This is a genomic window from Microbacterium sp. 10L49, from assembly GCF_056395125.1.
This window is the reverse complement of sequence record NZ_JBFTIW010000003.1, coordinates 1-12449: the sequence shown is the minus strand read 5'-3', so window position 1 is coordinate 12449 and position 12449 is coordinate 1. Positions and strand designations below refer to the sequence as shown.

The following is a 12449-nucleotide window of genomic DNA, read 5'->3' as shown; positions in this document are numbered from 1 at the left end:
TCGCGGCTCACGCAGCCGGGAAGGCCGCCGCGAGCCGCGCAGCCACGGCGTCGACGTCCACTCCGACGTCCGCCGACTCCGCGATCCGCTTCACGAGGCGGACGGGCCAGGTGACCAGCACCTCGGAGACCGAGAACGGGCTGCCGAAGAAGCCCCAGTCCGCCTCGAGGAAGCACAGTGCTGCGGCCACCGGGGCGGCGTCGCCGAGCACCGCCGTGACCAGCGCCGCCTGCTTCCGTACGCCGTCGACGAGCGGGGTGCCGTCGCGTCCGCCGATCCGCAGCGTCTGGACGCGCGGCCCGAACACGCCTCCTGTGGCTTCCCGCGAGGGGCGGCGTCCCTTGTACCGCTTGGCGTCGATCACCCAGACGCCACCGGGGGAGACGACGATGTGGTCGATGTTCGCCCTCGTGCGCGGGATCCTGCGATCGTGCAGGGCCCGCGCCGACGCGGGCAGATCCTCGAGCCGCCGGGCGAGCAGCTCCTCGCCCACCGCGCCGCGGACCCACGCCTGCGTGCTCTGCGGGTCGTCGGAGAGCGCAAGAATCAGCCCCCCGAGCTTCGGGTGCGCTGTGCGGATCCGCTCCTCGCGCCGTCTGTGGCGTCCCTCGTATTCGCGGCGTGCGGATGCCCCCGCCGTGCCGGGCTCGGGGGACTCGGGGGCGGACGGCTCATCCAGGGTGCACTCGAGACATCGCACTGTTCGCCGGTCGCGCTCGTACACGGCGTCCGTGCCCGCGGGCAGAGCGCGATTGCACAGCCGGCACGTTCCGGCGTAGCGGAGACGCATGCGCGTGTCCTGCGGTCCCAGCTCCCCAGCCATGGCGCCGACGGTACCAGCGCGCGGGGTGAGCGGGAAGGGCTCGGCCCGGGGCGAACGGGGAGGTGCGCATCTCGAATCGATTCCGGCCGAACCGCAACGGATCCCGGTGCGCTGCGCGCGAATGCATCCGGAATCCCCATTTGTGACCCGATTATTCTCAGCGTGTCCATAGCTTCAGGGAACATCTGCGAAATCAAGCTCTGGTCCTCTAGTTGCAAGGATGCCCGGGGTGCTAACGTCCCTCTGTCATCCCCCATACCCGACGATGAGACAGGGGAACAGAGTGACCCAGAATCCACTCGAGACGGACACGTCTCTGCAACGTGCGATCGACTATGAGGAGCACGCGCTGCAGGCCGGTGGTGTGTCCAAAGCCGGCTCGACGCTGATGGCCGTCGCGGGCAGTGCGCCCGCGTACTCCATCGCGGCCAGCACCGCGCTTCTGATCGGCGCCGCCGGCGTCGGCGCCCCCGCCGCACTGCTGTGGTGCGGCATCCCGATGCTCGGCATCGCGTTCGCGTTCGGCTACCTCGCGCGGGTCGACACGCATGCGGGCGCATCGTTCTCCTGGGTGGCCCGAGGGCTGCACCCGATCCTCGGATTCCTCGCCGGGTGGGCGGTCGTGATCTCGGCGACCATCTTCATGGTGGCGGGAGCCCTGCCCGCCGGCCAGATGACGGTCGCCCTGTTCGCCGGAGACAAGGTCGCCAACGAGAACACGCTGCTGGTGACACTCGTCGGAGCGCTCTGGTTCCTGGTGATGGCGGCCGCGGTGATCTTCGGCGTGCACACCACCGAGCGCGCCCAATGGATCATGTCGATCATCGAGGTCGGGATCCTCGTGGTGTTCGCGGCCATCGCGATCCCGCGTGCGATCACGACCTACCACCACGGCGAGACCTTCTCCTGGGACTGGTTCGGCTTCGGTCACCTGACCGGTGCGGGCGTCTTCGTCGCGGCGGCCCTGATCGCCGCCTTCTACTACTGGGGCTGGGACGTCACGGCCAACTTGGGCGAAGAGACCAAGAACGCGCACAAGACCACCGGCCTCGCCGGGATCCTCGGCATCGTCATCGTGTTCATCCTGTTCGAGATCTACACGACGACCACCCTGGTGATGCTGCCCGGCAAGACCATCGAAGCCAACAGCGGCAACGTGCTCAGCGTGCTGGGCGAGGCGATCATGCCCGGCATCGGCGGCAAGATCCTCATCGTCGCGGTAGCACTGTCCACGATCGCGACGCTGGAGACCACGCTCGTGCAGGTGAGCCGCACGCTGTTCGCGATGGGCCGCGACCGCACCATCCCGTTCGCGTTCGGCAGGATCAACCGCAAGTGGAAGACGCCCGTCTTCGCGACGCTGGTCGTCGTGGGTGTCTCGCTGCTGCTGTTCGTGCTCGCGAACGTCTTCGGCGACAGCGTCGGCCAGATCCTCGGCTGGGCGATCTCGTCGATCGGTCTGCAGATCGCGTTCTACTACTCGCTCGCCGGCTTCGCGCTGATCATCGGGTTCCGCAAGGTGATCTTCCGATCGCTGAAGAACTTCCTGCTGATCGGTCTCTGGCCGTTCGTGGGAGCGGTGTTCATGATGTACATCTTCTTCGCGGCGATCCCGAACAACGAGCCGGTCGTGAACATCCTCGGCCTCGGCCTCATCGCGATCGGTGTCATCCCGCTCGCGCTGTTCTATCGCAAGGCGAAGGACGCGTACTTCTCGCGGCGCCCGCTCGACGTGCCGGAGGACTTCGAGGCATAGCGGTCCCTCGCAGGGCGGGGCAGGCGATTCTCGTCTGTCCCGCCCTGCGTCGCGCGGCCCCTCGGCTCCTGCCGCCACGGTCGCGCGTCGTCCCCCTTCCATCCAGTCCGGGCTCGCCGCTGCGCCCTTCCGGAATGTCGGCGCCACGGGGGAGGATGGGGGCATGCCCTCGATCTCCTGCCTCGCCGCGGACGCGTCCGCGTGCGACGCGGCCAGCGGGACGCGCGGCGGCGTGAAGCACTGCGTCCGCCCGGTACGGAAGGCGGTGCACTCATGATCCTCGCCGGGTTCACCCTGCTCGCGATCGGCCTCGCCGACGTGCTGCGCCGGTTCCTGCACCGCCGCGCACTGTGGATCGGAATCGCCGTCGCCGGCGTGCTGGTGCTGGTGCTGGCGGCGCTCGGCGGGGCGTACCTCCACGCCGTGGTCGGGCTCGCGCTCGCCGCACTGTGGGTGTGGCTGCTACCGCTGGACGGACGACCTCGCTTCTCGTTCTGGCCGGCGGTGCTGCTGGCCGTCCTCGTGGTCGCCCTGGTCGCCTTCATGCCGGCCCGCGCGGTGACCGGAATCTTCGCCGGGCGCTGGCTGGCGACGCCCTTCGGGCCGATCGGGTTCGACCTGCTCGTGCTGGCGCTCGGGGTCTTCGCGGTGCTGCTCGAGACGGGCAACGTGATCGTCCGCGCGGCGCTGCTCGGAGAGCAGGCGGAGATCCCTGCGGATGTGTCGGCGGACCGCGATGCGCCGCCGGCGGGTGCGGTGGTGGGCCTCGTCCCGGTAGCGCCCTCTGTGCTCGATCCCGGCGCGCCGACCGCGTCCGAGCCCACTCCACCGGCGCCGTCCGCCGATCCGGGCTTCCGCGGCGGACGTCTGATCGGCCCGCTCGAGCGCGCGATCGTGCTGCTGCTCACACTGTTCGCGGCATACCCGCTGCTGGCGGCGATGCTGGCGGCGAAGGGGATCGTGCGCTTCCCGGAGATCTCCCGCGACGGCGTGAACGGCGGGCGGGCGGAATACTTCCTCGTCGGCAGCCTGGTCAGCTGGGTGGTCGCGCTGGGCGGTGCGCTGCTGCTGTGGTGGGCGGCGCGCGCCGGATCCTGAGCCGTTCAGCGGAACGCACGTCCTCGCCGGGTTGCCGAGGGGACTGGAAGCGGAGGATCCTTGTGGTGACGGGGCCGTCACTGGGACTCCGCACCGGCAGTCGCACGAAGTCTCATGCAGGAGGATCCATGAACGAGAAGCCCCGGTTCACGCTGGACAGCACGCTCGGCGAGGTCCTCGACGACGCGCAGGCGCGCGCCGTGCTGGACGAGGTCGTGCCCGGTGTCTCGACGCACTCGCTGGTGTTCCTCGCCCGCGGGATCACCTTGGCCGACGGCGCCGCACGGCTCGGCTCGGTCGAGCCGGAGCGCCTCGCAGAGCTCGATGCGAGGCTGCGCGCCCTGGGATGAGAACGTCGGGCCGCGGCTGAAACCGCCCGCTCCCTAGACTGACCGGGATGTCCGATCACCACGTCCCACGCTCGACGCACCACACGGTTCATGCCGTGGCGCCGGCGGATCCCGAGCCGGTCGAGCCCGATCCGGGCCCGCTCTGGGCGCGGATCCTCCGCATGCCGTTGCTCTGGGCGCTGGTGTGCGGAGCCCTGGCCGTGCCGGGCTACCTCGCCGGCGATCCCGGCTTCCTGCCGTTCCTGTTCACCCTGATCGGCGGCTGGCTCTGCGGTCTCTCCTTCGTGAACGCGACTCTGCGGGTGCCGGCCGGCCGCGGACTGATCGTGCACATCACCGGCGCGGTGGGCGCGGGGCTGCTGCTGTGGCTCATGATCGAGGCCGTCCCCGCGCTGCTGGCGCCCAAGCCCAACCCCGCGCGTGCCTTCCTCGCCGTGCTGCAGCTGGCCGCAGTGCCGGCCGCCTGCTGGGTGTGGCTTGGCCTGATCAGCCGGATCACGGCGATGATCGGCGCCCGGGATGCGGCGAAGGCGCGCCCCGCTCCGCAGTGGGAGCCCTCCGAACGCGGATCGCTCGTGCGGTTCCGCGCGGTGCCTCTCTCCGTGCGAGCGCTCGTGCTGTGGTGCTCCCTCGCCGGCGCCCTGGCGATCGCCGCGCTCGTCGTCGTGCTGATCGTGACCGGCGGTCGGGTGCTGTACGTCGGGCCGAAGCTGTTCCTCTTGCTGTACATCGCGATCCCGGGCCTGCCCGCCTACCTGGTGACGTCGTGGCTCCTGCGCCGCCGCGCGGTGTCCTGCGCCGTGCGCTTCGATGCGGATCGTCTGCGGATCGAGGTCGACGGCGTCGAGGAGCGGATCCGCTACTGCCACCTCGATCGGCTGGTCTGGCGCGCGGACGGCGACTTCGCCCGGATCGAGGCATGCGGATCCGGCGTCGACCTGACGCTCGCCGCCGGGATCGCCCGTAAGACCGGTGGTACCGCGACCGTCCTGCCGGCGTTGTCGCGCCGCGCGGTCCGGCTCATGGAGGAGGCGGGCCTCACATCGCGGACGCTGCGCGGCGGCCGCGCACTGGCCTTCGAGCGCACGACGGGTGCCCCGCCCCGGGTGCGCTGACGTTACTCCGACGGTCGAAGACGAAACGCGGCGCCTTCGGAGAGACGCCGCGTTCCGTTCGACCTGTGGAGTCCTCGCTCAGGCCTTGCGACCGCGGGCGAGTGCCCATGCGCCGACGCCGACGCCGACCAGCACGACCGCGCCGATGCCGAGTCCGATCCACAGGCCCGCATCGGTCGCCGCGGCGGCCGCGGGAGCCTCGGTCGTCGCCGATGCGGCGGGACCGCAGACCGGCTTCGCGGACCCCGCCGCCGCGGGAGTCCCGGTCGCAGAGGGCCCGGTCGCAGAGGGCGCCGTGCCGTCGGGGGCGTACGCGAATGTGTAGCTTCCCGAGATCGGGTGGCCGTCGGAGGACACCACGCGCCAGAGCACCTCGTAGGTGCCGGCAGCGCCGAGGGCGACGGGTGACGAGACCACCGGACCGTTGAGATCGGGGCACGCCGTCTCGTAGTACTTCTTGTCGGGCCCGATCACCTGGATGATCGTCGCACCGTCCGTGCCGAGCGGATCCGCGCTGAAGGTCAGCGAGAGGGACGACAGGCTCTTGACGGTCGACCCCTGGGCCGGATCCGTGTTCTCGAGCGTGTCGTGCGCGCTCGCCGCCGTGGCTCCGGCGGTCGCGAGAGCCAGCCCCACGCCGATCGAGGCCGCGAGCACGGTGAGCCGGTGGCGCAGACTCATGCGGCGTCCTTCTTGCGCCGGCCCAGGGCGAAGCCGCCGAGCAGCGCGCCGCCGGCGGCGATCACGAGCGCGGCGATGCTGAGACCCAGCGCGAGACCGCCCTGACTGTCGCCGGGTGTCTCCGCCGATGCCACCGGTGCGTTCGTCGCGGCCGCGGTCCCGCCGTGGTGATCGGCCGGGGGAGCGTCGTTCACCCACACCACGGGGGCGGGCTCGAGGGTGTCGTCCTTCTTCACCTGCTCGGGTGTGGCCGACCACTCGACGACCTTGCCGTCGGAGTAGGTCTGCGTAGCAGGGATCACGATGTGGCCGGTGTCCGGCACGGGGCCGAGCGACAGCGTGAACGTCTGGAACTGCCCGGGCGCGATCCCACCGGCGTCGGCCGTGAACGTGACCTCCGTGGTGGCCTCGCTGATGGTGTTGCCCTCGACCTTCACCGGCTTGGACAGCGCGGTCTTTGCCGCGTCGCCGGTCCACCCCGCGGTGGGCTGGTAGCTGACGCTCGTGAACGGGGTGTCGGCGGGCAGGTGGATCTGGATCTTGACGGTGCTGGCTGTCGCGGACTCGTTCGGAACCCGGAACGTGACATACGTCCAGGATCCGGCCTCGGCCTGGTTCGGGGTCGCAGTCACATGGGCTGAGGCCGCCAGCGGGGCGGCGAGGGCGAGCACGGCGCCGGCGGCGAGGCCGACGAGGACGCGGGAAGCAGTGGTGTTTCGCATGGATTCGTTCTTTCTGAGGTCGTGAGTGCACCACGGGCGCGCGGGAGGGCGGCCCGTCGGAGGTGCGGATGAAGGGAGGTCAGGCCGCGAGCGGCGGACCCCTCCTCGACACGACGGTCAGGACGAAGCGAGAGCGCAGCGTCGGGGTGACCCTGCGCGGTGCGGTCGGAATACGATGCGCCGGTACCGGCGCCGCGGTGAGCAACCGCGCGATGAGGTTCCAGCCGGTGAGGTCGAGCAGGGCGCGCAGCGCCTGCTCTCCGCGGCCGAGCGCCAGCACGGTGAGCAGTGCGGCGATCGCGTGAGCGACCCACATCGCGGGCTGCAGATGCAGGGTGTGGCCGGCGTCGACGGCGGTCGAGCCGAGGACGTTCGCGAGCTCCGCGCCGTGCACGTGCGCGCCGATGCCGGCGGCGACCGACCCGGATCCGGATCCGACGCCGATGAGCAGCAGGCCGTGGAACGCGATCTGGCTCAGCCCGACCGCGATCGACAGGCGGATCCAGCTCAGTCGGCGGCCGGCGAGGGCGATGCACACCGGCGCGGCGAACAGCAGCGCCAGCACCATCCCGATCAGGGGAGCGGGCGCGCCGTCGGCGGTGGAGTGGGAGACGGAGGCGACGAACGTCGCGACCAGGGCGGCGATGAGGCCCCGGATCGTGCGACCCGCGCGCGTTCCCAACACCCCTCCAGCGTATCCGGAGCTCCAGGTCAATGAGGAAAGCCCTACAGATCGGAGCGGGAAGCCCTGCGGAACCCCGCGGGAAAGCCCTGCGGATCCGCGCTGATACCCTGATCCGGTGTCGAACCCATCCCTGACGACCGCGGCACCGGCCATCGACCCCACGTTCGAGAACGTGTGGGATGAGCTGGTCTGGCGCGGCCTCGTCCACGTGTCCACGGATCCCGAGGCGCTGCGCGCCCTTCTCGCCGGGCCCGCGATCACGTATTACTGCGGCTTCGACCCGACCGCACCGAGCCTGCACCTCGGCAACCTCGTGCAGCTGCTCACGTTGCGCCGCATCCAGCTCGCCGGGCACAAGCCGCTCGGACTCGTGGGCGGATCCACGGGCCTCATCGGCGACCCCCGCCCGACGGCGGAGCGCACGCTGAACACGCGCGAGACGGTCGAGGAGTGGGTCGGGCGCCTGCGTGCGCAGGTCGAGCGCTACCTCAGCTTCGAGGGCGACAACGCGGCGCGGATCGTGAACAACCTCGACTGGACGGCGCCGATGAGCGCCATCGACTTCCTGCGCGAGATCGGCAAGCACTACCGCGTCGGCACCATGCTGAAGAAGGACGCGGTCGCCGCGCGCCTGAACTCCGACGCCGGCATCAGCTACACCGAGTTCAGCTACCAGATCCTGCAGGGCCTCGACTTCCTCGAGCTCTACCGCCAGTACGGCTGCGTGCTGCAGACCGGCGGGAGCGACCAGTGGGGCAACCTCACCAGCGGCACGGATCTCATCCACCGCGTGGAGGGAGTCTCGGCGCACGCGATCGGCACGCCGCTGATCACGAACAGCGACGGCACCAAGTTCGGCAAGAGCGAGGGCAACGCGATCTGGCTGGACGCCGAGATGTGCAGCCCCTACCGGATGTACCAGTTCTGGCTCAGCACAGCGGATGCCGACGTGATCGACCGTCTCAAGGTCTTCACGTTCCTCACCCGGGCCGAGATCGAGGAGTACGCGGCTCTGGTCGAGGCCGAGCCGTTCCGGCGGGCCGCCCAGAAGCGCCTCGCGCTCGAGGTCGTCGCCACGGTGCACGGCGTCGACGCGACCGCCGCGGTCATCGCCGCATCCGAGGCGCTGTTCGGGCAGGGCGACCTCTCCGCGCTCGACGCCGCGACTCTGCGCACGGCCCTCGAAGAGCTGCCGAACGCGCGGGTGGCCGCCGGCTCTTCGGTCGTGGACGCGCTCGTCGCGACCGGGCTGGTCTCCAGCGCCTCCGAGGCGCGCCGGGCCATCGCGCAGGGCGGCGTCTCCGTCGACGGCGAGCGGGTCGAGTCCGACGAGGCGACCGTGCCGCTCGGACTGCCCGGCGGCGTCTCGGTGCTGCGCCGCGGCAAGAAGACGCTCGCGGGCCTGCTGCCCGCCTGAGCACCGGCACCCGGTTCGCCGCGGCTCTTCGCCCGTGTGGCATGACACACGCGGACATGGAGTTCGCGGCGACCGCACGAACGTGATCCACTCGGATCCGCGGGCGCACCCTTCCCGCACGCACGTCAACTCTGAAACGGAGTCCTCATGTCTCACCGTCGCATCGCCCGGATCGCCGTCGGCCTCGCTGCGTCCGCTCTCGTCCTGACGCTCGCCGCCTGCTCGGGCGGCGCGACCGGGAAGCCCACGGCGACCGCCGGCGCGGACAGCGCGTCGTACGGACTCGTCAAGCCCGGCACGCTGACGGTCGCGACCGAGGGCACCTACAGCCCGTTCACCTACCACGCGGATGGCGGATCCGGTGACCTCGTCGGCTACGACGTCGAGGTCGCGCAGGCGGTCGGCAAGGAGCTCGGCCTCAAGGTCGAGTTCCAGGAGACGCAGTGGGACGGGATCTTCGCGGGCCTCGAAGCCGGCCGCTTCGACGTCATCGGCAACCAGGTCTCGATCAACCCGGAGCGTCAGGCGAAGTATCTGTTCTCCACGCCCTACACCGTCTCGCCGAGCGTGGTGGTGGTGAAGAAGGGCGACACGTCGGTCAAGACCTTCGCCGATCTCAAGGGCAAGACCACGGCGCAGTCGCTGACGAGCAACTTCTACAAGCTCGCTGAGGACGCGGGCGCGAACGTCGAGTCGGTCGAAGGCTGGGCTCAGGCCGTCGCGCTCCTCGAGCAGGGCCGGGTGCAGGCCACGGTCAACGACAAGCTCACCTACCTCGACTACGTCAAGCAGCACCCTGACGCGAAGCTCGCCGTGGCGGCCGAGACGGATCCGACCCAGAGCGCATTCGCGTTCACCAAGAAGAAGGACGCGCTCGTGAAGGCCGTCGATGGAGCCCTCGCGAAGCTCGCATCCGACGGCACGCTCGCGAAGCTCGGCAAGAAGTACTTCGGCGAAGACGTCTCGAAGTAGCACCGGCCATGCCCGACGGGCTGCACCTCTTCCTGACCTCCTTCTGGCCGATCGTCTGGGGCGGGATCAGCGGAACGATTCCGCTGGCCCTCGCCTCGTTCGCGATCGGCCTGGTGCTCGCGCTGCTCATCGCACTGATGCGCCTGTCCGAGTCGCGGGTCCTCTCGGGGATCGCCCGAGGCTATGTGTCGGTGATCCGGGGAACGCCCCTGCTCGTGCAGCTCTTCGTGATCTTCTACGGTCTGGGAGCGGTCGGGATCGTGATCGATCCGTGGCCGTCGGCGATCGCGGCCTTCTCGCTCAACGTCGGCGGATACGCGGCCGAGATCATCCGTGCGGCGATCCTCTCGGTGCCGGTCGGGCAGTGGGAGGCGGGCTACACGATCGGGATGTCGAGAGGGCGCACCCTGCGCCGGATCATCCTCCCGCAGGCCGCACGGGTCTCCGTGCCTCCGCTCTCCAACACATTCATCTCGCTCGTGAAGGACACCTCGCTGGCCTCGCTGATCCTGGTCACCGAGCTGTTCCGCGTCGCCCAGCGCATCTCGGCAGCCAGCCAGGAGGTCATGCTGCTGTATCTGGAGGCGGCGCTCGTGTACTGGCTGTTCTGCCTCGTGCTGTCCGGCGCGCAGGGCATGGTCGAGAAGAGGCTGGACCGCTATGTCGCACACTGATCCACGCACGCCTCTCCTGCGCGCGACCGGCCTGACCAAGGCGTTCGGCGCCCACGAGGTGCTCACCGGCATCGACCTCGAGGTGCAACGCGGCGAGGTGGTGGCGCTCATCGGGCCCAGCGGCTCGGGCAAGACCACGGTGCTGCGCTCGCTCAACGGCCTGGAGACCCCGGACGCAGGAGTGGTGGCGTTCGACGGCGGTCCGGTCGTCGATTTCGCCGCCCCGGGTGACCGACGTGCTGCGGAGCGGTCGCGGCTCGCGCTGCGTGACCGCTCCGCGATGGTGTTCCAGCACCACAATCTCTTCCCGCACATGACGGTGCTGCAGAACGTCATGGAGGGCCCGGTGCAGGTGCAGGGCGTGCCGAAGCCGCAGGCCACGGAGGATGCGCTCGCCCTGCTCGACCGCGTGGGCCTGGCGGACAAACGCGATGCCTACCCGTTCCAGCTCTCCGGGGGGCAGCAGCAGCGCGTCGGGATCGTGCGTGCACTGGCGCTGAAGCCCGACCTGCTGCTCTTCGACGAGCCGACGAGCGCGCTGGACCCCGAGCTCGTCGGCGAGGTGCTGAGCGTGATCTCGGAGCTCGTCGCCGAAGGCTGGACGATGGTCATCGTGACGCACGAGCTCGGCTTCGCGCGGCAGGTCGCCGATCAGGTGCTGTTCATGGATGGCGGCGTCGTCGTCGAGCGGGGCGCTCCGTCCCAGGTGTTCACCGCACCGGTGCACGAGCGCACGCGCCGCTTCCTGGATCGGATCCTCCGCCCTTACGAGTGACGCCCCGCCCCGCCGGGTACCGTCGGGGCATGCCGTTCACACCCAGCCACGCGATCGTCGCCCTGCCGTTCGTCCGCACGCCGCTGGTACCCGCGGCGATCGCGATCGGCGCGATGGCGCCCGACCTGCCCCTGTTCACCCGTGGCCTGATCGTCGACTACTCGGTGACGCACGACTTGCGCTGGCTGCCGGTCACCGTGCTCCTCGCGCTGGTGCTGCTCCTCGTGTGGCGGCTGGTGCTGCGGCCGGCCTGCCGTCTCCTCGCGCCGCGGTTCCTCGGCGCACGCCTTCCGCAGGAGTGGGACGGGGGAGCGCGCGCTGCTCTCGGGGAGACCTTCGGATCCGTCGCGCGAGTGCTCCTTCTCGTGCTCGCTCTCGCATTGGGCGTGGCTTCGCACATCCTGTGGGACGCGTTCACGCATGAGGGTAGGGCCGGTACTGCACTGCTTCCCGTCCTCGGCGAGCACTGGGGGCCGCTGCTCGGGTACAAGTGGCTGCAGTACGTCTCCGGGGTGGGCGGTGTCATCGTTCTGCTGGTCGCCGGCGCGCTCTGGCTGCGCGGCCGCGTGCCGGCCCCCGTCGATCCGGTGCCGCTCGCAGTCCGGCTGACCTGGTGGCTGTCGCTTCCGGTCATGCTGGTCGCTGCGGTCGCCCTTGGGCTCGCCGTCTACGGCCCGCTCACCGAGGAGTTCACCGTGCAGCACCTGGCGTATCGCACGCTTCCGCTCGCGTGCGGGCTCTGGGGAGTGCTCACCCTCGCCCTGGTTCTGGCGATCAGGCTCGTGCGCGCGAGGGACACGGCGCCTGTCGTCGGCGTGGAATCGCGGTGAACAGGTGCGGAACGATGGACGACACGCCCGAGAAGGCGCCCCGATTTGCCGGAACCCGGGGATCCGCGTAACTTATTACTTGTTCGCCCCAAGCGGTAGAGCGAAGGGCCGGAAGGCCTGACTCCCCAAGCGACGAACATCACCCACCTTCTTCTCCGGAAGTCGGTTCCTCTTCGCAGGTTCTCCCTGCGGCGGGGCTCAAGCGCGTGCGTTTGAGAGGGTGACCGTCCGCCAGGATCGTCGATTTGACAAGCTGGCCGGGAGGGATAAGCTAGAGAAGTTGCCTCGGAAACGAGATAACGGATCCGGTTCTGAACCTCACGGCGTGTCGATTTGACAGCCTGAGTGACACGGATAAGATAGAGAAGTTGCCCTGAAGGGAAGGCCGAGAGGCCGGAACGCAGGAGCATCCGATCCTTGAGAACTCAACAGCGTGCACTTGTCAAATGCCAATTTATTCCTCGTCCAGTCCTTTTTGGGCTGGTTGAGAAATTCCTTTGGATCAAAGACCAACCCTTTGGGGTTGGCATTCGGATGAAGTCAGCAATGAT

General features: G+C 69.7%; 13 protein-coding genes. 9 read left to right on the top strand and 4 right to left on the bottom strand.

What is annotated here, in order from left to right; genetic code table 11:
• Positions 1 to 7: 7 nt before the first annotated feature.
• Positions 8 to 823 (bottom strand): nuclease-related domain-containing protein, encoded by an 816-nt coding sequence (locus AC1DCT_RS08055; RefSeq protein WP_477428463.1) that lies wholly within the window; start codon positions 821 to 823, stop codon positions 8 to 10.
• A gap of 283 nt (positions 824 to 1106) precedes the next feature.
• On the opposite strand from AC1DCT_RS08055, the gene AC1DCT_RS08050 reads away from it, so the two are divergent.
• The 4 genes from AC1DCT_RS08050 (at position 1107) to AC1DCT_RS08035 (ending at position 5142) form a co-directional block, all read left to right on the top strand.
• A complete protein-coding gene (locus AC1DCT_RS08050; RefSeq protein WP_440734112.1) occupies positions 1107 to 2579 on the top strand; it encodes an APC family permease in 1473 nt (490 codons plus the stop codon).
• 273 nt (positions 2580 to 2852) lie between these two features.
• A complete protein-coding gene (locus AC1DCT_RS08045) occupies positions 2853 to 3677 on the top strand; it encodes a hypothetical protein (protein ID WP_477428461.1) in 825 nt (274 codons plus the stop codon).
• A gap of 128 nt (positions 3678 to 3805) precedes the next feature.
• Complete coding sequence (locus tag AC1DCT_RS08040) at positions 3806 to 4027, top strand: hypothetical protein (RefSeq protein ID WP_440734110.1); 222 nt, start codon at positions 3806 to 3808, stop codon at positions 4025 to 4027.
• A gap of 47 nt (positions 4028 to 4074) precedes the next feature.
• Complete coding sequence (locus AC1DCT_RS08035; protein WP_477428460.1) at positions 4075 to 5142, top strand: hypothetical protein; 1068 nt, start codon at positions 4075 to 4077, stop codon at positions 5140 to 5142.
• A gap of 78 nt (positions 5143 to 5220) precedes the next feature.
• Here the strand turns inward: AC1DCT_RS08035 and AC1DCT_RS08030 are convergent, their stop codons facing one another.
• From AC1DCT_RS08030 to AC1DCT_RS08020, 3 genes are all read right to left on the bottom strand, one after another.
• A complete protein-coding gene (locus AC1DCT_RS08030) occupies positions 5221 to 5823 on the bottom strand; it encodes a copper resistance CopC family protein (protein WP_441976795.1) in 603 nt (200 codons plus the stop codon).
• On the bottom strand, positions 5820 to 6545 hold the full coding sequence (locus tag AC1DCT_RS08025; RefSeq protein WP_440734107.1) for a YcnI family copper-binding membrane protein: 726 nt from the start codon (positions 6543 to 6545) through the stop codon (positions 5820 to 5822). The genes AC1DCT_RS08030 and AC1DCT_RS08025 overlap by 4 nt, the downstream gene beginning before the upstream one ends.
• Before the next feature lie 79 nt (positions 6546 to 6624).
• Positions 6625 to 7230, bottom strand: coding sequence for a hypothetical protein (locus AC1DCT_RS08020; RefSeq protein ID WP_441976794.1), 606 nt, complete (start codon positions 7228 to 7230; stop codon positions 6625 to 6627).
• Positions 7231 to 7345: 115 nt separating this feature from the next.
• Between AC1DCT_RS08020 and tyrS the strand changes: the two genes are divergently transcribed.
• The 5 genes from tyrS (at position 7346) to AC1DCT_RS07995 (ending at position 11898) form a co-directional block, all read left to right on the top strand.
• Positions 7346 to 8647: a tyrosine--tRNA ligase gene (gene tyrS / locus AC1DCT_RS08015; protein ID WP_477231172.1), complete on the top strand. Its 1302-nt coding sequence runs from the start codon at positions 7346 to 7348 to the stop codon at positions 8645 to 8647.
• 147 nt (positions 8648 to 8794) lie between these two features.
• A complete protein-coding gene (locus AC1DCT_RS08010) occupies positions 8795 to 9619 on the top strand; it encodes a transporter substrate-binding domain-containing protein (protein ID WP_477428459.1) in 825 nt (274 codons plus the stop codon).
• 8 nt (positions 9620 to 9627) lie between these two features.
• Complete coding sequence (locus AC1DCT_RS08005) at positions 9628 to 10293, top strand: amino acid ABC transporter permease (RefSeq protein WP_440734103.1); 666 nt, start codon at positions 9628 to 9630, stop codon at positions 10291 to 10293.
• Complete coding sequence (locus AC1DCT_RS08000; protein ID WP_441976791.1) at positions 10280 to 11068, top strand: amino acid ABC transporter ATP-binding protein; 789 nt, start codon at positions 10280 to 10282, stop codon at positions 11066 to 11068. The genes AC1DCT_RS08005 and AC1DCT_RS08000 overlap by 14 nt, the downstream gene beginning before the upstream one ends.
• Positions 11069 to 11097: 29 nt before the next feature.
• On the top strand, positions 11098 to 11898 hold the full coding sequence (locus AC1DCT_RS07995) for a DUF4184 family protein (protein WP_441976790.1): 801 nt from the start codon (positions 11098 to 11100) through the stop codon (positions 11896 to 11898).
• Positions 11899 to 12449 lie beyond the last annotated feature (551 nt).

Excerpts from the sequence above, each read along its gene's own strand:
- AC1DCT_RS08055 (WP_477428463.1), bottom strand. The coding sequence starts at position 823 with ATGGCTGGGGAGCTGGGACCGCAGGACACGCGCATGCGTCTCCGCTAC.
- AC1DCT_RS08045 (WP_477428461.1), top strand. The coding sequence starts at position 2,853 with ATGATCCTCGCCGGGTTCACCCTGCTCGCGATCGGCCTCGCCGACGTG.
- AC1DCT_RS08040 (WP_440734110.1), top strand. The coding sequence starts at position 3,806 with ATGAACGAGAAGCCCCGGTTCACGCTGGACAGCACGCTCGGCGAGGTC.
- AC1DCT_RS08035 (WP_477428460.1), top strand. The coding sequence starts at position 4,075 with ATGTCCGATCACCACGTCCCACGCTCGACGCACCACACGGTTCATGCC.
- AC1DCT_RS08030 (WP_441976795.1), bottom strand. The coding sequence starts at position 5,823 with ATGAGTCTGCGCCACCGGCTCACCGTGCTCGCGGCCTCGATCGGCGTG.
- AC1DCT_RS08025 (WP_440734107.1), bottom strand. The coding sequence starts at position 6,545 with ATGCGAAACACCACTGCTTCCCGCGTCCTCGTCGGCCTCGCCGCCGGC.
- AC1DCT_RS08010 (WP_477428459.1), top strand. The coding sequence starts at position 8,795 with ATGTCTCACCGTCGCATCGCCCGGATCGCCGTCGGCCTCGCTGCGTCC.
- AC1DCT_RS08005 (WP_440734103.1), top strand. The coding sequence starts at position 9,628 with ATGCCCGACGGGCTGCACCTCTTCCTGACCTCCTTCTGGCCGATCGTC.
- AC1DCT_RS08000 (WP_441976791.1), top strand. The coding sequence starts at position 10,280 with ATGTCGCACACTGATCCACGCACGCCTCTCCTGCGCGCGACCGGCCTG.
- AC1DCT_RS07995 (WP_441976790.1), top strand. The coding sequence starts at position 11,098 with ATGCCGTTCACACCCAGCCACGCGATCGTCGCCCTGCCGTTCGTCCGC.